Annotated in this window: 16 protein-coding genes; 6 read left to right on the forward strand and 10 right to left on the reverse strand. The window is 62.7% G+C overall.

Annotated features, from left to right (window positions below):
* Positions 1 to 303, forward strand: a complete 303-nt coding sequence (locus HMI60_RS12600) for a protealysin inhibitor emfourin (protein WP_026266931.1) — start codon at positions 1 to 3, stop codon at positions 301 to 303.
* Between the two features lie 16 nt (positions 304 to 319).
* Here HMI60_RS12600 and HMI60_RS12605 read toward each other — a convergent pair whose 3' ends face one another.
* Positions 320 to 1288, reverse strand: coding sequence for a GlxA family transcriptional regulator (locus tag HMI60_RS12605; protein WP_018776366.1), 969 nt, complete (start codon positions 1286 to 1288; stop codon positions 320 to 322).
* 81 nt (positions 1289 to 1369) lie between these two features.
* Between HMI60_RS12605 and HMI60_RS12610 the strand changes: the two genes are divergently transcribed.
* From HMI60_RS12610 to hrpA, 3 genes are all read left to right on the forward strand, one after another.
* The gene (locus HMI60_RS12610; RefSeq protein WP_018776367.1) at positions 1370 to 1540 is read left to right on the forward strand and encodes a hypothetical protein; all 171 of its coding nucleotides are present in this window, start codon (positions 1370 to 1372) and stop codon (positions 1538 to 1540) included.
* A 145-nt stretch (positions 1541 to 1685) separates the two neighbouring features.
* Positions 1686 to 2690 carry a YafY family protein gene (locus HMI60_RS12615; RefSeq protein WP_018776368.1) on the forward strand — a complete coding sequence of 335 codons (1005 nt, stop codon included), beginning with the start codon at positions 1686 to 1688 and terminating at the stop codon, positions 2688 to 2690.
* Positions 2691 to 2703: 13 nt separating this feature from the next.
* Positions 2704 to 6636, forward strand: coding sequence for an ATP-dependent RNA helicase HrpA (gene hrpA / locus HMI60_RS12620; RefSeq protein WP_018776369.1), 3933 nt, complete (start codon positions 2704 to 2706; stop codon positions 6634 to 6636).
* A gap of 62 nt (positions 6637 to 6698) precedes the next feature.
* Here hrpA and HMI60_RS12625 read toward each other — a convergent pair whose 3' ends face one another.
* Genes HMI60_RS12625 through HMI60_RS12635 form a run of 3 tightly spaced genes read right to left on the reverse strand, consistent with a single transcriptional unit; the run spans position 6699 to position 9174 of the window.
* Positions 6699 to 7127, reverse strand: a complete 429-nt coding sequence (locus tag HMI60_RS12625) for an HIT family protein (RefSeq protein WP_018776370.1) — start codon at positions 7125 to 7127, stop codon at positions 6699 to 6701.
* Positions 7124 to 8278, reverse strand: a complete 1155-nt coding sequence (locus HMI60_RS12630) for an NAD(P)-dependent alcohol dehydrogenase (RefSeq protein WP_039242072.1) — start codon at positions 8276 to 8278, stop codon at positions 7124 to 7126. Before HMI60_RS12630 ends, HMI60_RS12625 begins: the two co-directional genes overlap by 4 nt.
* Positions 8275 to 9174, reverse strand: coding sequence for a sulfurtransferase (locus HMI60_RS12635; protein WP_193589750.1), 900 nt, complete (start codon positions 9172 to 9174; stop codon positions 8275 to 8277). The genes HMI60_RS12630 and HMI60_RS12635 overlap by 4 nt, the downstream gene beginning before the upstream one ends.
* Before the next feature lie 71 nt (positions 9175 to 9245).
* Here HMI60_RS12635 and HMI60_RS12640 point away from each other — a divergent pair, with 71 nt between their 5' ends.
* Complete coding sequence (locus HMI60_RS12640; RefSeq protein WP_039242076.1) at positions 9246 to 10328, forward strand: PLP-dependent cysteine synthase family protein; 1083 nt, start codon at positions 9246 to 9248, stop codon at positions 10326 to 10328.
* Here HMI60_RS12640 and HMI60_RS12645 read toward each other — a convergent pair.
* A complete protein-coding gene (locus HMI60_RS12645; RefSeq protein ID WP_193589751.1) occupies positions 10325 to 10978 on the reverse strand; it encodes an MBL fold metallo-hydrolase in 654 nt (217 codons plus the stop codon). The genes HMI60_RS12640 and HMI60_RS12645 overlap by 4 nt on opposite strands.
* A gap of 94 nt (positions 10979 to 11072) precedes the next feature.
* On the opposite strand from HMI60_RS12645, the gene HMI60_RS12650 reads away from it, so the two are divergent.
* The gene (locus HMI60_RS12650) at positions 11073 to 11540 is read left to right on the forward strand and encodes a Fur family transcriptional regulator (RefSeq protein ID WP_018776375.1); all 468 of its coding nucleotides are present in this window, start codon (positions 11073 to 11075) and stop codon (positions 11538 to 11540) included.
* Here HMI60_RS12650 and HMI60_RS12655 read toward each other — a convergent pair.
* The 5 genes from HMI60_RS12655 to HMI60_RS12675 form a co-directional block, all read right to left on the reverse strand.
* Positions 11537 to 12427 (reverse strand): metal ABC transporter permease, encoded by an 891-nt coding sequence (locus tag HMI60_RS12655; protein ID WP_193589752.1) that lies wholly within the window; start codon positions 12425 to 12427, stop codon positions 11537 to 11539. The genes HMI60_RS12650 and HMI60_RS12655 overlap by 4 nt on opposite strands.
* The gene (locus tag HMI60_RS12660; RefSeq protein WP_193589753.1) at positions 12428 to 13261 is read right to left on the reverse strand and encodes a metal ABC transporter ATP-binding protein; all 834 of its coding nucleotides are present in this window, start codon (positions 13259 to 13261) and stop codon (positions 12428 to 12430) included.
* A gap of 156 nt (positions 13262 to 13417) precedes the next feature.
* Positions 13418 to 14386, reverse strand: a complete 969-nt coding sequence (locus HMI60_RS12665; RefSeq protein ID WP_227453526.1) for a metal ABC transporter solute-binding protein, Zn/Mn family — start codon at positions 14384 to 14386, stop codon at positions 13418 to 13420.
* Between the two features lie 148 nt (positions 14387 to 14534).
* Positions 14535 to 15608 (reverse strand): hemolysin family protein, encoded by a 1074-nt coding sequence (locus HMI60_RS12670; protein WP_018776379.1) that lies wholly within the window; start codon positions 15606 to 15608, stop codon positions 14535 to 14537.
* Positions 15605 to 16954 carry a hemolysin family protein gene (locus HMI60_RS12675; RefSeq protein ID WP_018776380.1) on the reverse strand — a complete coding sequence of 450 codons (1350 nt, stop codon included), beginning with the start codon at positions 16952 to 16954 and terminating at the stop codon, positions 15605 to 15607. The genes HMI60_RS12670 and HMI60_RS12675 overlap by 4 nt, the downstream gene beginning before the upstream one ends.
* Between the last annotated feature and the right edge of the window lie 376 nt (positions 16955 to 17330).

A 17330-nucleotide genomic window follows, 5' to 3' on the forward strand; every position in this document is an offset into this window, starting at 1 on the left:
ATGAAAATTACGGTTCAACGCAGTGGAGGAATCGCCGCGATGACACGTGTCTGGAGTGTGGAAGCCGTATCCCCGGATGAGAAGGAGCGATGGCTTCCGATTGTCGAGGCCTGCCCCTGGGATGAAGCCAAGGGCCAGGCCCGGGCGGTCAATGAACCGGACCGCTTCATGTACTCGATCCGGGCCGGACAGCACCGCGCCACCCTGCCGGACCGTGCCGTGACCGGACCGTGGCAGGAACTGATCGAGTGCGCCAAAGCCGAAGGCTCCGAGTCGCGGGGAACCACCGGCCGGCGCCGTTAGCCAGCACTTGACGCCGTCAGATGGCTTCGGCCAGTTGCCCTCGAAAAGCCCGGCGGTAGCTCTGCGGACTCGTGTCGAGCACTTTGGCGAAATGGTGCCGCAGCAGGACCGAATGCCCGAATCCGGCTTCGCGGGCGACTTCGTCAATGTTCAGCTCTGTGGTTTCCAACAGTTCCTGTGCCCGGAGCACCCGCTGGGAATTCAGCCACGCCGCGGGCGTGGTCCCGGTTTCGGCCCGGAAGCGCCGGGCGAATGTGCGTGGTGACATGTGAAGCCGTGCTGCCAGTTCGTTGACGCTGTGTTCCTCGTCAAGGTGTTCCACCATCCACCGCAACAGCGCTTCCATGGGCGCCGATCCGCACGTCGGCATCGGCCGGTCGATGAACTGGGCCTGCCCGCCGTCGCGGTGCGGCGGTACCACCATATCGCGGGCGATGGCGGCGGCCACGTTGGCGCCAAGCTCCACGCGGACAAGGTGCAGGCAAGCGTCAATGCCCGCTGCAGTGCCTGCACTGGTGATGATGGTGCCGTCCTGTACATAGAGGACGTTCTCATCCACGATCACGGATGGATACCGGCTGGCCAGGTCCTGGGAATAGTGCCAGTGCGTAGTACAACGCCGTCCGTCCAGCAGTCCTGCCCGGGCAAGCGCATATGCTCCTGAGCAAATGGACATCACCCACGCTCCCCTGGCGTGCGCCGCCCGCAAGGCTTCGAGGACGGATTCAGGGACGACTTTATCCCGGCCAAACGGCGCCATGATCACGAGGTCGGCATCGGCCGCCGCCTCAAGGCCAAGGTTGACGTGCAGGGAGAGCCCGGACTTCATGCGAACGTCCCCCGGCTCCGGGGTAACGACACGGAAGTCAAAGGCCGGAACTCCAGCCCCGCGGTCCGATCTGTCGATCCCGAAAACCTCGAAGGCCGTGCCGAACTCGAACACGGAGAAGTCCGGAACCACGATCACTGCGACTGTTTTCAACATACTTCCAGTGTGGCAGAAAATTATCTAAATGGGGCATTTCTGCCACTGTTTCTTGCGCCTGCACAGGAGCAATCTGGAGACATGGAAATCTTCGGAATCATCCTCTTCATCGTCCTCATCACCGCCGTCGCAGCCACCATCTCAGCCCTGCTGAAAGACGGACGCGGCCACAACCCTCCTGTCACGTCAAGGGAACCCTGGAGCGCCTTCGAGGCACCCAGCGCCCCGTACTGGAATCCACGCATCTACTAGGGCATGCCAGCCCACTGCAAGGTCAGCCCGACATCTACAATCGGCGCCCGCCAGTCCAAGGATTACTGCAGAGATCCTTTGACCGGCGGGCGCCCTTCTGTATGCCTGGCCGCCGCACCGTGGCGCATGGGCTAGATTCACTTGCATGATCCAAACCTCGGCCCGGCTCCTGCAGCTGTTGTCACTGTTGCAGGTCCGCCGGGAATGGACAGGCCCCGCCCTTGCCCACCGCATGGGAGTCACTGAACGTACTGTGCGTCGGGACATCGACAAGTTGCGTAATCTCGGATACCCCATACATGCCTCCCCCGGCATTGCCGGCGGGTACCAACTGGGGGCCGGCGCCCAATTGCCGCCATTGCTCCTGGACGACAACGAGGCCTTGGCCGTGGCACTGGGCCTCAACTCCGTGGCTGCGGGGCCTGTGGCAGGGATCGGCGAAGCGTCCGTCCGCGCTTTGGCAAAAGTGGAGCAGGTCCTTCCCTCCCGGCTCCGCCCCAAATTCGCCATGCTCAAGGCCGCCGTCACAACGCTTCCCAGCAACGCTGCCAGCGTCGATCCCCAACAACTGACCGTTGTCTCGGCGGCAATATCGGATCGGCGCCAGATCTCCTTTGATTACGTCAAGTCCGATGGCGACGCTTCACGCCGGCTGGTCGAACCCTACAGGTTGGTGGACACGGGACGGCGCTGGTACCTGGTTGCCTGGGACGTGGAACGCGAGGATTGGCGAACGTTCAGGGCCGACCGGTTTGCCTCGCTGCCGACCGAGCGGAAGAAGTACGCGCCCCGTCCATTGCCGGCGGAGGACCTGGCGGCCTACGTCCAGCAATCCATTACCCGCTCCCCCTACAGGTTCGACGTCGTTGTGCGCCTCCGCGCCCCGCTCGCCGAGGTCGCCGCCGTCGTCAGTTCCCAGTACGCGACGCTGACGGCCGACGGAGCGGAAGCAACGATCCTGCGGTCCGGATGGGACAACCTGGCGGCGCCGGCAGCCTACCTCGCTGCCCTGGACCTGGACTTCGAGATTCTCGAGCCGGAGGAATTCCGGTCATTTGCACGGCACCTCTCGCACCGGCTCAGTGCCGCCGCCGGGCCTGAAACAAACAGCGGAGCTGTCGCTGCGGACGCCGAACCCCGGCCACAGTAGACTGGCAGCAGCCATGACACTTCAAATTTCCTACCCCGCAGAGCTGCCCGTCTCCGAGCGCCGCGAGGATCTGATGGCGGCCATTGCCGCGAACCAAGTGACCATCATTGCCGGCGAGACCGGCTCGGGCAAGACCACGCAGATCCCCAAGATGTGCCTCGAACTCGGCCTCGGTGACAAGGGCCTGATCGGCCATACCCAGCCGCGCCGTCTGGCGGCCCGCACAGTGGCCGAACGCATCGCCTCCGAACTGGACGTCGAAATCGGCCAGGAAGTGGGCTTCCAGGTCCGTTTCACCGGCGAGGTCAGCGCCTCCACCAAGATCAAGCTGATGACTGACGGCATCCTGCTCGCCGAAATCCAACGGGACAAACTGCTCAGGAAATACAGCACCATCATCATTGACGAGGCCCACGAGCGAAGCCTCAACATCGACTTCATCCTGGGTTACCTCAAGCGCATCCTGCCGCAGCGTCCGGACCTGAAGATCATCATTACCTCGGCAACCATTGATCCCCAGCGCTTCGCCAAACACTTCGGCAGTGATGAAGAGCCTGCACCCATCATCGAGGTCTCCGGCCGCACCTACCCGGTGGAGATCCGCTACCGCCCGCTTACACAGCCTGCGGACGCTGATGACGAGACCTCGGACGACGAACTCGAAGAAGACCGCGATCCCCTTGACGCCGTCTGCGATGCCGTGGACGAGCTCGCCAAGGAAGCACCGGGAGACATTCTCATCTTCTTCTCCGGCGAGCGTGAAATCCGCGACGCCGCCGAGGCCATCAACGGCCGCATCCAAAGCAACCGGCGACTTGCAGGCACCGAAGTCCTTCCCCTCTTTGCCCGGTTGAGCCTCCAGGAACAGCACCGGGTCTTCAATCCCGGGGGTAAACGTCGCATCATTCTGGCCACCAACGTGGCCGAAACCTCGCTTACTGTCCCGGGTATCAAGTACGTGATCGACACCGGCACTGCACGCATCTCGCGCTATTCGCACCGCACCAAGGTCCAACGCCTGCCCATCGAGCGGGTCTCCCAGGCATCGGCCAACCAGCGTTCAGGCCGTTGCGGCCGCGTGTCGGAGGGCATCGCGATCCGCTTGTATTCGGAAGAGGATTTCGAATCACGTCCGCAGTTCACGGATCCCGAGATCCTCCGGACCAACCTCGCCGCTGTCATCCTGCAGATGACGGCCATGGGTGTTGCCCGCGGACCCAAGGACGTGGAGAACTTCCCGTTTGTGGAACCCCCGGAGACCAGGGCCATCAACGACGGCGTGACCCTGCTGCGCGAACTCGGCGCCTTAAGCCCGGCAAAGTCCGCCGATGCCCGCGGCAACGGCCGAAGCGGCGGTGGACTGACCGCCGTCGGGCAGAAACTTGCCCAACTGCCGGTGGACCCGCGGCTTGGCCGGATGATCGTGGAAGCAGGAAAGCGCGGATGCGTCCGCGAAGTCATGATCCTCGCCGCCGCGCTGACCATCCAGGATCCGCGTGAACGGCCAACGGACAAACAGCAGCTCGCCGCGGAAAAGCATGCCCGTTTCCGCGACGAGATCTCGGACTTCACCGGATTCCTCAACCTCTGGAACTACATCCAGGAGAAGCAGCGCGAGCTGTCCTCCACTCAGTTCCGCAAACTGTGCCGCAACGAGTTCATCAACTACCTGCGCGTGCGCGAATGGCAGGACCTTTTCACACAACTCCGGCAGCTGGCCAAGCCCCTGGGCATCGCGCTGGATAACAAACGCGAAGCCGACCCTGTGGGGAACTACGAGGGCATCCACATCAGCCTGCTATCCGGGCTGCTCAGCCACATTGGCCTTCTCGATGAGCGCAAGCGCGAATATGCCGGGGCACGCGGAAGCCGTTTTGCGATCTTCCCCGGTTCGGCGCTGTTCAAGAAGTCACCCACTTTCGTCATGGCCGCAGAATTGGTGGAGACCAGCAGGTTGTGGGCTCGCGTTGCTGCCAAGTTCGATCCTTTATGGGCCGAGCAGGTGGCCCCTGATCTGGTGAAGCGAACTTACAGCGAGCCGCACTGGTCCTCCCGCCAGGGTGCGGTACTGGCCCACGAAAAGGTCACGCTCTACGGAGTGCCCATCATTCCGAACCGCCGGGTAAATTACGGACGCATCGATCCGGAGCTCTCCCGCGAGTTGTTTATCCGGCACGCGCTTGTGGAAGGCGAATGGAAGACCCACCACAAGTTCTTCCATCGCAACCGGGCACTCCTGCAGGAAATAGAAGAGCTCGAAACCCGCATGCGACGGCGCGACATCCTGGTTGACGACCAGACTCTCTTCGAGTTCTATGACGCACGCGTGGGCAAGGACGTGGTCTCCGAGAGGCACTTCGATAAGTGGTGGAAGGATGCCCGGCAGTCGGATCCCCATTTGCTGGACTTCGATCAATCGCTGTTGATGAGCGAAGACGCCGAGGCACTGGATGACTCCGCGTATCCCAAAACGTGGCTTCACAAGGGCTTCGAGCTTCCCCTGAGCTACGAGTTCCACCCTGTGGCACCCGGATCCGCTCCCAATCCTTCCGACGGCGTTACCGCTGAAGTTCCGGTACTTTTCCTCAACCAGCTGGACGATGCCCCGTTCCGCTGGCAGATTCCCGGCCAACGGGTTGAGCTCGTCACGGCGCTCATCAAATCCCTTCCAAAGCAGGTACGGAAAAACTTCGTGCCGGCACCGGATGTGGCCAGGCAAGCCACCGCGGCGTTGGAAGCGGACTTCGATCCCGCCGTCGACGAGCTGGAGCCTTCCCTGGAGTTGGTCCTGCGCCGACTCAGGGGGCACATCATTCCGCCCGGCTCGTGGAACTGGGAGGCGGTACCTCCGCATTTGCGCGTCAGCTTCAAAGTGGTGGACAGCAAGGGAAAGGTCCTGGACGAGGGCAAGGACCTCGCTGAACTGCAGGAAAAACTGGCACCGGCCACCCGCCGCGCCATCGCCGAATCACTGGGTGCCACGCCGGCAACCACGCTGCGGACCCCCAGTGGCAAGGGAACGGCCAGCCAAGCCGCGCCACCAGCCGGAGCCCCGGCACCTGGCGAAGGAACGGTAGCCGAACGGACCGGCATCACCGAGTGGGATTTCGGCACCGTGGATCGCCAGGTCAGCCGTGCTGTGAAGGGGCATGCCGTCACGGGGTTCCCCGCCCTGATGGACGAGGGGAAGTCAGTGGCCCTGCGGGTGTTCCAAAGCAAGGCAGAGCAGGAAGCCGCCATGCGAAGCGGCGTCATCCGGTTGCTGGCCCTGCGGATACCTTCTCCGGACCGCTATGTGCTCGAACACCTGAGCAACACCGAAAAGCTCACCTTCAGCCAGAACCCCCACGGTTCGGTGAGCGCCCTGATTGCGGACTGCGCATTGGCCGCGATCGACAAACTCGTGCCCCAGGAACTGCCATGGGACAGGGAGTCCTTCGATGCTCTCTATGAGGTAGTCAGGGCAGAACTGATCGACACCGTTTTCACGGTGACGGCCGTCGTCGAACGCATCCTGGCCAGTACGCGGCGCATCCAGAAAGCGCTGAAGTCCAACGCCAGCCTGCCGCTCATCAGCGCCCTCAATGACATGAAGAGCCAGTTGGAGCAATTGGTCTTCCCCGGTTTTGTGGCACAGACGGGCTACGCCCAGCTCAGCCAGCTGCCGCGGTACCTGCAGGCCATTGAGAAGCGGCTGGAGAAACTTCCAGTCAACGTGCAGCGGGACAGCCTGAACATGGGCATCGTGCAGGCGCTGGAGGATGACTACGACGACGCCGTGTCGGCGCTGCTCCCGGGACGGCGGGCGGGTGCTGAGTTAACCCGGGTGCGCTGGATGATCGAGGAGCTGCGGGTGAGCCTCTTCGCGGTCGAACTCGGCACGGCCTATTCCGTTTCGGAGAAACGCATCCGCACGGTCCTCAACCAGGCACTGGCCCCGGCGTAACCCGAAGCACAAAAAACCCGGCGGTGCGTGTACAGCACCGCCGGGTTAAGAACAACGCGGAGTCAGTCTTCCGGGACAGCGTCTCCGTGTCCGGCTGAACGCAGCGCGGAACGCAGCTTTACGGCCGTCGCGTCCATCACCGCAGGGTCCGGGTTGTGATCGACATTGTGGATCTCAAAATCTGCTGTGGAATACGCAGGCCAGACGTGGACATGCAGGTGGTCCACCTCAAAACCCTCCATCAGGACGCCAACGCGCTTGGCGTCGAAGAGCCCTTCCTGCACCTTGCCGATGCTCTGGGCGACATCCATGACCTTGGCCAGAAGCTCCGGCGTGGCATGCGTCCAGGAGTCCACTTCCTCACGCGGAACCACCAGGGTGTGGCCCTGGGTAATGGGGGCTATGGTCAGGAAAGCCACCACTTCCTCGTCTTTCCACACGAAGCGGCCCGGGATCTCCCCGTTGATGATCCTGGTAAACAATGTGCTCATGCGTCTGCCCTTTCGGAGGGTTCCTGAAGTGTTGCGGTATCCAGCACAAAACGGTACTTCACGTCGCCGGCCACCATGCGGTCGTAGGCCTCGTTCAACTGCCCGGCGCCAACAATCTCGATGTCGCTGGCCACTCCGTGCTCGGCACAGAAGTCCAGCATTTCCTGCGTTTCCTCGATGCCGCCAATCAAGGAACCGGCGTAGGCGAGGCGGCGACGGATAAGCAGGCCGGGGCTGACCGGGGGCATGTCGTCGGCAGGAAGCCCGAGTTGGAAGAGTGCACCGTCCAGCCGAAGCGTACGGAAGTAGGGGTTGAGGTCGTGCGGAGCGGCGACGGTATCAATAATGACGTCGATGCTGCGGTTGGCAGCCTCCATCGCGTCGGCGTCCTTGGACAGCACCACGTGGTCCGCGCCAAGTTCCCGGGCTGCGTCAAACTTCGACTCGGAGGTGGTGAACACCGTGACTTCGGCGCCCATGGCTTTGGCGAGCTTGACCGCCATATGGCCCAAGCCGCCCAACCCCACCACTCCAACGGAGTCGCCTTCTTCAACATCGAAGTACCTCAAGGGCGAGTAGGTGGTAATCCCGGCACACAAAAGCGGAGCTGCCGCAGCCGGGTCCAGGTTCCCGGGCACTCGGAGCACGAAGCGCTTGTCCACCACCACCGCCGTCGAGTATCCACCCTGGGTGACGGCGTCTTCGTGGCGGGGATCGGCTGCGCCGTAGGTGCCCACGTTGCCACGCTCGCAGTACTGCTCCAGTCCTTCAAGGCAGCTGTCGCATTCCCGGCACGAGTCCACCATGCAGCCCACGCCAACACGGTCTCCGACCGCGAAGTCCTCCACGGCGGATCCCACCCTGGTCACGCTGCCAACAATTTCGTGACCGGGAACCAGCGGATACGGGGGCTGCCGCCATTCTCCCCGTGTTGCGTGCACGTCAGAGTGGCACAGGCCGCAGAATTCGATGGCGATCTCCACGTCGTCTTCACCAGGCTCGCGGCGGGCCACTGTCAGGGGCACGAGTCCGCTCACCGGCGAAGTGGCGCCATATGCCGCAGCCAACACTCCAGTGGAGGGCTCGGAACCGGCAGTGTCCAAAGAGATGGTCTTCGCGAGGGGCGGGGGAACAGGACGTCCAGGATTCATGCTTCGACGCTACTCCCGTCGGACCGGCTCATGCTACTTGGGCCGTCGGCAGCGTCACCATAAGGACCCTCTCCGACCACTACCTCATTCGCCCCGTTGTTCGACCATTGCGAAAACGAACCGGGGAACAAGGCCGCGCTGAAGCCTGCAATTTCCAGGGCAGCGATCTCGTGGGAGGCGGTGACGCCGGAACCACAGTACACAGCAACCCTGGATGATGTGTCCAAACCCAACGCCTCGAACCGGCGCCGCAGCTCTTCGGCAGGCAGGAAGGTGCCCGCCTCCGAAACGTTCTGCGTGGTAGGCGCGCTGAAGGCACCGGGAATGTGCCCGGCCCGGGGATCGATGGGCTCCACCTCGCCTCTGTACCGCTCCCCTGCCCGGGCATCCAACAACACTCCATCGCGGCTCCACTGCGCCGCTTCCTGCTCAGTAATGGACGGCATTAGGCCATCGCCCAGGGAGACATTCCCGACGGCGGGACGCGCCTCGCCGGCTTCCAGGGCGTAACCGTGTGAGCGCCAGGCGGACAGGCCGCCGTCGAGGAGGTAAACGGAGTCCACCCCCGCGTTGCGGAGCATCCACCACGCCCGGGCGGCGGCCATGCTGCCGCTGTCGTCGTACGCAACCACCGTGTCGCCGTCGTTGATCCCCCAACGGCGGGCCGTCTCCTGGAAGCGGTCCGGCGAGGGCAAAGGATGGCGCCCGCGTCCTGGAGCGGCATGGTCCGCAAGTTCCGTCGGGAGGTCCACGAAGACCGCCGCCGGAAGATGGGCCTCAAGGTAGTTCGCGTGCCCGTCTGTCCGGCCAAGGACCCACCTCACATCCAGGAGTATGGTCCGCTCTCCCGATTCAAGGCGCCGGTGCAGCTCAGTGGCAGTCATCAGGGTGGCCATGGGTTCTCCTTCGTCCGGGGGGTGATGGCCCCGTTGCTGCCGGAACCACGTTTCCAGCCTAGGCTTATCCGGTGAGCAATTCGTGTATTCAGGACCGGACCTGGGCCAGCGAGGCCATCCGCACCATCGAGGCCGAAAACAACCGCTCGGCGGACACGCATCTGTACGCGGTGCCCCTGCCGGAACACTGGGGCGTGCAGCTGTACCTCAAGGATGAGTCCACGCACCGCTCGGGCAGCCTGAAGCACCGCCTGGCGAGGTCGTTGTTCCTCTATGGCCTCGTCAACGGCTGGATTACCGAGGGCACCACCATTGTGGAAGCGTCCAGCGGCAGCACGGCCGTCTCTGAGGCGTACTTTGCCCGGTTGATCGGCCTGCCCTTCATCGCTGTGATGACCAAAACCACCAGTCCGGAGAAAATCGCCCTCATTGAGGACTTTGGCGGCTCATGCTTGCTCGTGGACCATGCATCGGAGGTCTACGCCGTTGCCGAAGAGACCGCACGGACGTCCGGCGGCCACTACATGGACCAGTTCACCTACGCCGAGCGGGCAACTGACTGGCGTGGCAACAACAACATCGCAGAATCGATCTTCGAACAACTTGCCCTCGAAGAGCACCCGGTGCCCGAATGGATCGTCGTCGGAGCAGGCACAGGCGGGACCAGCGCAACCATCGGCCGATACCTTCGCTACAACCGTTACCCCACACGCCTGGCGGTGGTGGACCCGGAAAACTCGGCCTTCTACCCTGCGTGGCGGGACGGCAACGCGGCGGCAGCGTCCGGTCTGCCTTCCCGCATCGAGGGCATCGGCCGGCCCCGCTCGGAACCAAGTTTTGTTCCGGCCGTCATCGACCACATGATCCAGGTGCCCGACGCCGCATCCGTCGCGGCCATGCGCCACCTCCGCAAACTGACCGGGCTTCACGCTGGCCCTTCCACAGGCACCAACTTGTGGGGTGTCTGGCAGCTGGTCGCCCGGATGGTGGCCGAAGGACGCAAAGGCAGCATCGTTTCACTCATGTGCGACGGCGGCGACCGTTATGTTGGCAGCTATTACGACGCCGGGTGGCTCGCGGCCCATGGCCTGGATCCGGCTCCACACGAGAAAGTGCTGGACCGGTTCCACGACACAGGAGTGTGGCCCGGCTAGACCTCTACCGACTCCCGGGGCGCGAGCCGCGTGTAGCTGGTGCCGTACCGTGCACCGATCCGCGTTACATGACCCTCGACGACGCCACGCCCGAGTTCGTTGAGCAGGCCGTCGTGGACCGGGAAGGCCCTGGGGGCGCGGACGGAAATGACGAAGTCCACAACCTCGCCGATCTTGGACCACGGGGCGTGGATGGGGACCAGCAGTGTTTTGACTTCGATCCCGTCCGGGACCACGAAGGAATCTCCGGGGTGGAACACGTTGTCGTCCACAAGGTAGCCGATATTTGCCACCACCGGGATCTGGGCATGGATGAGGGCGTGCTGTCCGCCGAAAGTCCGGATGCTGAAACCGGCGACGTCAAAGGATGAACCGGGGTCGACGGAGTGCACGCGGTCGGCGATGTCACTTTCTTCCTGCAGTGCGGCAGCTACCCTGGCCGGCGCATGGACCACCAGGTCAGGATTGCTCCGCAAAGCTTTGATGACCTCCGGGCTGTCGAGGTGGTCGTTGTGCTCGTGCGTTACCAGCACGGCGTCAGCTCCGTTCAACGCTTCGGCGGATTCGGAGAACGTCCCGGGATCAATCACCAGGACTTTTCCTTCCTTCTCCAACCGGACACAGGCGTGGGTGTACTTGGTGAGCATCATGAGGCCAGCCTAGGGGCGGCCGCTGAGAGTTTCCAAGCAGCCGCTGCTGCTAAAATCGAAGTTTGCCAGCATCCCCACGGAAATGAGCCTTTTCATGCCACACGGCACCAATTCCGCCACTACGGGCCCGGCCGGGCCGGTGACCGGCGGCGTCAAGGAGCAGCGCGTCACCAAGCAGCGCTTGGCCGTGAGTGCAGCGTTGGACGAATTGGATGACTTCGTCAGCACCCAGGAGCTGTACCGCCTGATGCAGAACAAGGGCATTTCGGTGTCCTTGGCTACCGCCTACCGCATTCTCCAGTCCCTGGCCGATGATGGCCTCATCGACGTCCTCCGAAATGGTGAGGGTGAGGCCGTCTACCGTCGTTGTGCCGTCACGGGCCACCACCACCACCTTCTGTGCCGGAACTGCGGCAAGGCCGTCGAGGTGGAGGCACCCGCCGTCGAGACCTGGGCAGCACGCACGGCTACTGAACACGGCTTCACCGAAGTAGCCCACACAGTGGAGATCTTTGGTCTGTGCCCCGAGTGCACCGCCAAAAAGGCCGCAGGAAAACTCTAGAGAGCCCCGGCCGGCTGGTCCCGCGTGACCCGGCCGTTCAGGCCGCGGTTGCTCCGCACCCGGCCAATAATCCGGCACACCACGTAAATCAGGAAAGACAACGTCGTCACATACGGGCTGATGGGGATGCGGCTGCCGAGGGCCAGCAGAATGCCGCCCACAGTGGCAATCAACGCGAAGGCTACACTTAGGACCACCACCAGCTTGGGTGAGGTGGTCACACGCAACGCCGCCGCTGCCGGCGTAATCAGCAGCGCAAGGACAAGCAGCGCACCGACTATCTGGATGGACAGTGCAACACTGATGCCCAGCAGCACCATGAAGCCGATCGCCAGGCCGCGCACGGGAACACCCCGGGCTTCAGCCATTTCCGGGTCTACGCTGGCAAAGCTCAGGGGACGCCAGATGGCGAGCAAGGCGATCATCACGACCACCGCGGTTCCCGCCAACGCCTGCAGCTGAACGGTATCCACCGAGACAATCTGTCCGGTCAGCAGTCCGAACTTGTTGGCAGCCCGGCCTTCATACAGTGCCAGGAACAGAATTCCCAGGCCCAAGCCAAAGGGCATGATGACGCCGATGATTGAGTTCTTGTCCCGTGCCCTGACACCCATGAAGCCGAGCAGGACGGCGGCCGCCACCGAACCGATCAGGGAACCGAAGATGATATCGGCTCCGATCAGAAGCGCGAAGGCCGCCCCGGCAAAGGAGAGCTCGGAGATGCCGTGGACGGCGAAGGCCAAATCCCGTTTCATCACGAACGTCCCAACCAGACCGCCCAGGAGTCCCAGTACGGCACCGGCCCAGAGCGAGTTCTGGACAAGGACCAGCAGTTCGCCGTAGTTCTCGAAGTTGAAGATGGTCTGCAGAATGGTGTCCAGATCCACTTAGAGGTCCTCCCCTGCACTTGCGTGGGCGTCGTCATGGAAGTGCGTGGTGGCGTCCGGCAGACCGACGACGACGATCCTCCCGTTGGTGTGGATGACCTCCACATGGCTGTCGTACAGTTCGGACAAGACTTCCGTAGTCATGACCTCCTGCGGCGTTCCGACCCGGAACTGGCCACCGGCCAGATAGAGCACGCGGTCCACGTAGTCGATCACGGGATTGATTTCGTGCGTCACGAAGACCACGGCGCTGTTCCGCTCGTGGCATTGCTGGTTGATCAACGAGCTGACGCCCTGCTGGTGGTGAAGATCAAGGGAGAGAAGAGGCTCGTCGCAGAGCAGGACCTGCGGTTCAGTGGCCAGCGCCTGGGCAACCCTCAACCGTTGCTGTTCGCCTCCGGAGAGCTGCCCGACCGGCACCTTGGCGTAGTCCGACGCTCCTACCAGTTCCAACAACTCGTCGATGCGCTGGTTGACCTTGCCGGACGACAACCGGATACCCCAGCGATGTCCGTCGATGCCCAGGCCCACCAGGTCCCGTGCGCGCAAGGGTGTATCCGGCGCGAAGGACTTCTGCTGCGGAATGTAGCCGATCCGCTTGCTGCCCCGTTCCACCGGATGCCCACCCAGGGACACGGTTCCGGAGTGCAGTTCCTGCAATCCCAGGAGGACCTTGAGGAAGCTGGTCTTGCCGCTCCCGTTCGGGCCGAGGACGGCGAAGAACTCTCCCGGGTTGATGTCGAGGTCGAGGTCCCTCCAGAGTGTCCTCTTGCCGAACTGCAGGCTGGCTCCGCGGAGGCTCACTACGGGTGTCAAAGGTTGTCCTCGATCCATACGCTGCTGTGAACGTAGTTTGTTGGGGGCCGCTGCCTGGCGTCCGGGTGGGGGCGCTACCGGCGGCGGTGGCGGCAGGCAAAAGGCCCCGCAGCCATCCTGAACATCTTAGGACGCCAGCGGGGCCCTTAACCGCATTGCCGGAGCCGGAAACGCCTACTTCTTCAGTGCGGATGAAACCGATTCCACATTGTCGGTCATCCATTGGACATAGTCCTTGCCCTCGGGCAGCGTTTCAGTGAAATTCAAAACCGGCACGCCGGCAGCCTCGGCTGCCCGTTTGACAGTTTCGGTCTGAGGACCGGCAGTCTGCTCGTTATAGGCCAGGAAACGGACCGAACCAGCACTGAGAAGATCAGTGGTTTCCTTCATGACGGCTGGCGGAACGTCCGTGCCCTCTTCTACGGCAGCGCTGTAGGCTTCCGGGGTCTTGTTCTCAAGGCCCGCAGCTTCCAGGAGGTACAGCGGCACAGGCTCCGTGATCGCCACGGGAGCGTGCCCGTCCGCAGCCTTCACGGCGTCGAGCTTTCCGGTCAGTTCAGTGAGCTTGGCTTTGAAGGCGTCCGCGTTGCCCGTAAAGGTCGCGGCCGAGTCCGCGTCCAGGCTGCCGAGCTTGCTTGCCACGGCATCGGCGAGCTTGCCCATGGCGTCCAGGTTGTACCAAACGTGCTCGTTGAACTCGCCGTGGTTATGCGTGTGGCCGTCCTCGGAGTGGGCCTCTTCGCTGTGGCTTTCCCCTTCGGGGGCGAGCCCTGAAATTTCGACGGCGCTGATCATGTTCTCATGGCCGATTTTGGTTTCATCGGCAATTTTGTGCAGGAATTCGTCATAGCCCCCGCCGTTCTCCACCACGAGCTTGGCTTTGGAGATCACCAGCTTGTCCTGGGCACTGGCCTCATAGGAATGAGGATCCTGGCTGGTCTTGGTGATGATGGCGTTGACGTTCACCTTGTCTCCGCCGACTGCTTTCACAATGTCGCCGTAGACGTTGGTGGACGTGACAACTTCGATGGCCCCGGAAGCCGAAGGACTGTTAGCTCCGGCCGTTCCGGCGCAGGAGGACAGCAGGAGCGCGGCCAGTCCTGCGGAAGCGGCTACGGACAGGCGGGCGGCGTAACGACGCACGTAAACCTCGGATCTACTCAAAATGAGAATCAAACACAATTACTGGGCAGATCCCAGTGTAGCTCTAATTGGGAATGATTCCTATTTAGCGAAAGGCGGGCATCGATTGAAAAATCGATGCCCGCCCGCACTCCAAGCTCTCAGGCGGTTATGCCTGGGCTTGTTGACCACCGAAGCGTCGAATGCCTGTCGCCTGGGTGGCATCGCGGATTTCGCCGACCAACTGCTCGATGACGTCTTCAAGGAACAAGACGCCCTGGGTGTCTCCACCGGCGCCAACAACACGGGCCAAGTGCGAGCCGGTGCGCTGCATGACGGACATGGCCTGCTCGATCTCGTCGTCCGGTGACAGGTTGGCCAAGGACCGGATGCGCCCCTCGGCAATGGGGTGCCTGCGACCCTCGTCCGGGATGGACAGGATGTCCTTCACGTGCAGGTATCCGGCCAGTTCGCCGTCGTCGTCCACCATCGGGAAACGGGAGAAGCCGGTACGGCTGACCGCTTTTTCCAGGTCGACGGGCGTGGAGGCCGTCTTGAGCACCACCAGCTTGTCCAGGGGCACCATGATGTGGGACGCCGTGTGCTCCGAGAACTCCAAAGCACCGCTGAGCAATCCGGTCTCATCGTCCACCAGGCCGTGCCGGGTGGATTCCTGGACAATCGACTGCACTTCCTCAAGCGTGAACGACGAAGACACTTCGTCCTTCGGTTCGATTTTCATCAACCTCAGGATGTGGTTCGCCAACCAGTTGAGGGACCAGATGACCGGGTTAACCACGCGGGCGATGAACATCAAAGGTGGCGCCAGCAGGAGGGCCGCCTTGTCCGCAACGGAAACCGAGATGTTCTTGGGGACCATCTCACCGAACGTGACATGCAGGAACGTGACGAACAGCAACGCGATCACGAAAGCGGAGATATCCGCCAGTTCGACCGGTACGCCCAGCAGTTCGAGCGGCTCCGCCAGGAGATGGTGAATGGCAGGCTCGGCAACCTGGAGGATCAGGAGCGAGCAGACGGTAATGCCCAACTGCGCACACGCCAGCATCAGCGACACATTCTCCATGGCGCGCAATGTTGTCTGCGCCCGCTTGGAGCCGGCCTCGGCCAGGGGTTCGATCTGGCTGCGGCGTGCCGACATGACGGCGAATTCGGCACCGACAAAGAAGGCATTGCCGATCAAAAGGACGACAAGCCAGACAATTCCTACCCAGTCACTCATACGGCACCTGCCTCGTGGTGGTCGGATCCGGCGTCGGCCTGCTCGTCATCACGGACTACGTGGTGGAAGCAGATCCTGTCGATTCTGCGGCCATCCATCCTGGTGACTGTCAGGGTGCCTCCCGGCGTTTCCACGACATCCCCCACCTTGGCTATCCGGCCAAGCTGGCTCATGACGTAACCACCCACGGTTTCATAGGCAGACTCGTCGGGAACGGTGAGATTCGGGATCTGTTCCGACACTTCATCCGGCCGCAGCAGGCCCGGAAAATACCAGTCGCCTGTCGCGCTCTGCAGGACGCCGGGCCGGACTTTATCGTGCTCGTCAGCGACCTCTCCAACGATTTCTTCGACCAGGTCTTCAAGGGTGGCAATGCCCGCCGTGCCGCCGTACTCGTCAAGCACGACGGCGAGTTGCAGGTTGCCTTCGCGCAGTTCAGACAGGAGGGCATCAAGGTGGATGGTCTCAGGGACCTGAAGGACATCGGTCATGATGGCACCGGCCTGGAGCTTGGCCCGACGTTCAGCGGGTACGGCCACAGCCTTTTTGACATGGACCACGCCGCGGATATCGTCCGTGGAATCGCCAATGACGGGGAAACGGGAATATCCGGTACGCCTCGCGGCGTCAAGGATGTCAGTCACCGGCTGGTCGGCGTCGATGGTCTCCATGCGGATCCGGGGCGTCATGACGTCCGCCGCGGTCCTTCCGGAGAAGTTCAAAGTACGGGCCACGAAGTTGGCCGTACCGGCATCCAACGTCCCGAGTTCGGCCGACCGGCGCACCAAGGATGCGAGCTCAGCAGGTGTCCGGGCTCCCGAGATCTCCTCCTTGGCCTCCAGGCCAAACAGGTTCAGGACCTTGTTGGAGAACCCGTTCAGCACCACGATGGCCGGCTTGAAGACGGCAGTGAACATCAGTTGGGGTCGGGCAAGCCGCTTCCCAAGCGGGAAGGCGAGGGCGATGGCCATGTTCTTGGGGACCAATTCGCCCAGAAGCATCGACAGCAGCGTGGCGAAGGCCATGGCCACGATCAGGGCAACGGAGTGCACGACCTCGCTCGGGAGGCCCAGCAGGCCGAGCGGCCCGAGGAGCAACTGCCCGACAGAAGGCTCCATGACGAAACCAGTCAGCAGCGTGGTCAGTGTGATGCCCAGCTGGCAACTGGAGAGCTGGGTGGAGAGCGACTTGAGGCACTTCAGCAACGGAGCCGCAGCGTGGTCGCCATTGTCAACAGCGCGCTGGACGCTTGCCTGGTCGAGGGCCACCAAGGAGAACTCAACAGCTACAAAGAAGCCGGTCCCGAGGATGAGGGCAAAACCGGCGAGAAGAAGAATCCATTCCACTTAGCGCATCCCTCCAAGGGCAGGCGCGTGCAACGGGGTTAAGGCCTTCGGCTCGGGGAATCGCCCCGGCGGAGGCTGGTCGGGTGCAGCGGACGCACGGTCTGCGGCACCACCGGCAGTGAACGCCGGCGCGTGATGGGCATGTGAACGGGTATTGCCGGCTCGACGGGCACGCTGTGCGGAGTTGCCAGATTGGCTCCCCCGACAGTTCCCAGGCCGGCACCTAGATTTACTGTCCATAAGACTTTCAGTCTACAGTCCGGCAACCGTGGTCTCCCTCAGGAGGGCCAACTTCGCAACAAAAAAGCAGAGCCACGCCACTAAGTCAGCCGCAACATGATTTAGGTCACCACTATTGGCAGTTAACCAACGATCC

This window comes from Paenarthrobacter sp. YJN-D (assembly GCF_015040335.1).
In the GTDB taxonomy this organism is placed as follows: Bacteria; Actinomycetota; Actinomycetes; order Actinomycetales; family Micrococcaceae; genus Arthrobacter; species Arthrobacter nicotinovorans.

What these genes read in the sequence shown, in the direction of transcription:
- HMI60_RS12600 (WP_026266931.1), top strand. Translation starts at nt 1, where the DNA reads ATGAAAATTACGGTTCAACGCAGTGGAGGAATCGCCGCGATGACACGT.
- HMI60_RS12610 (WP_018776367.1), top strand. Translation starts at nt 1,370, where the DNA reads ATGGAAATCTTCGGAATCATCCTCTTCATCGTCCTCATCACCGCCGTC.
- HMI60_RS12625 (WP_018776370.1), bottom strand. Translation starts at nt 7,127, where the DNA reads ATGAGCACATTGTTTACCAGGATCATCAACGGGGAGATCCCGGGCCGC.
- HMI60_RS12670 (WP_018776379.1), bottom strand. Translation starts at nt 15,608, where the DNA reads ATGAGTGACTGGGTAGGAATTGTCTGGCTTGTCGTCCTTTTGATCGGC.
- HMI60_RS12615 (WP_018776368.1), top strand. Translation starts at nt 1,686, where the DNA reads ATGATCCAAACCTCGGCCCGGCTCCTGCAGCTGTTGTCACTGTTGCAG.
- HMI60_RS12630 (WP_039242072.1), bottom strand. Translation starts at nt 8,278, where the DNA reads ATGAATCCTGGACGTCCTGTTCCCCCGCCCCTCGCGAAGACCATCTCT.
- HMI60_RS12650 (WP_018776375.1), top strand. Translation starts at nt 11,073, where the DNA reads ATGCCACACGGCACCAATTCCGCCACTACGGGCCCGGCCGGGCCGGTG.
- hrpA (WP_018776369.1), top strand. Translation starts at nt 2,704, where the DNA reads ATGACACTTCAAATTTCCTACCCCGCAGAGCTGCCCGTCTCCGAGCGC.
- HMI60_RS12635 (WP_193589750.1), bottom strand. Translation starts at nt 9,174, where the DNA reads ATGGCCACCCTGATGACTGCCACTGAGCTGCACCGGCGCCTTGAATCG.
- HMI60_RS12645 (WP_193589751.1), bottom strand. Translation starts at nt 10,978, where the DNA reads ATGATGCTCACCAAGTACACCCACGCCTGTGTCCGGTTGGAGAAGGAA.
- HMI60_RS12660 (WP_193589753.1), bottom strand. Translation starts at nt 13,261, where the DNA reads ATGGATCGAGGACAACCTTTGACACCCGTAGTGAGCCTCCGCGGAGCC.
- HMI60_RS12605 (WP_018776366.1), bottom strand. Translation starts at nt 1,288, where the DNA reads ATGTTGAAAACAGTCGCAGTGATCGTGGTTCCGGACTTCTCCGTGTTC.